Origin of the sequence: Micromonospora sp. DT201 (assembly GCF_049841575.1) — a bacterium.
Classification (GTDB): Bacteria; Actinomycetota; Actinomycetes; order Mycobacteriales; family Micromonosporaceae; genus Micromonospora.
In genome coordinates this window covers 1-1062 of record NZ_JBNCKP010000067.1, presented here as the reverse complement: position 1 = coordinate 1062, position 1062 = coordinate 1, and the positions used below count along the sequence as shown (strand labels likewise).

At 62.8% G+C, this 1062-nt stretch carries 1 protein-coding gene; it reads right to left on the bottom strand.

What is annotated here, in order from left to right; genetic code table 11:
* The coding region (locus ACLQ28_RS34425; RefSeq protein WP_425690434.1) for a beta-ketoacyl synthase N-terminal-like domain-containing protein at positions 1–1062 on the bottom strand (1062 nt) is incomplete at both ends.

Below are 1062 nucleotides of genomic sequence, written 5' to 3'. Positions count from 1 at the left end.
ACACCCGCACGACGCGGCCGGCCAGTCTCCGGCCACGGCTCCGCCTCAGTCAGCAAAGACACCGACCCCGACGACCAATCCACATGCGGCGACGGCTCATCCACATGCAACGTCTTCGGCAACACACCATGCCGCATCGCCATCACCATCTTGATCACACCCGCGACACCCGCCGCCGCCTGCGTATGACCAATATTCGACTTCAACGATCCCAGCCGCAGCGGCTCACCCGACCGATCCCTGCCATACGTCGCCAACAACGCCTGCGCCTCGATCGGATCACCCAACCGGGTGCCCGTCCCATGCGCCTCCACCACATCCACCTCCGACGGCGACACACCCGCATCCGCCAGAGCCTCACGAATCACCCGCTGCTGCGCCGGACCATTCGGCGCCGTCAACACACTCGACGCACCATCCTGATTCACCGCCGAACCACGAATAACCCCCAACACCCGACGACCATTACGCCGCGCATCCGACAACCGCTCCAACACCAACACACCCACACCCTCAGACCAACCAGTCCCATCCGCCGCCCCCGCAAACGACTTACACCGCCCATCCGGAGCCAAACCCCGCTGCCGAGAAAACTCCACAAACACACCCGGCGTCGCCATCACCGCCACACCCGACGCCAACGCCAACGAACACTCACCCCGCCGCAACGACTGCACCGCCAAATGCAACGCCACCAACGACGACGAACACGCCGTATCCACCGTCACCGCAGGACCCTGCAAACCAAACGTAAACGCCACCCGACCCGACGCCACACTCCCCGAATTACCCGTACCCAACAACCCCTCCACCTCCGCAGAGGCACCCCCCAACAACTGCACATAATCGTGATACATCACACCAGTAAAAACACCCGTACGACTCCCCCGCACCGCCGCCGGAACCACACCCGCATGCTCAAACGCCTCCCACGACACCTCCAACAACAACCGCTGCTGCGAATCCATCGCCAAAGCCTCACGCGGCGAAATCCCAAAAAACCCCGCATCAAAACCCGGCGCCCCATACAAAAACCCACCCTCAGAACAATAAGTAGCCCCC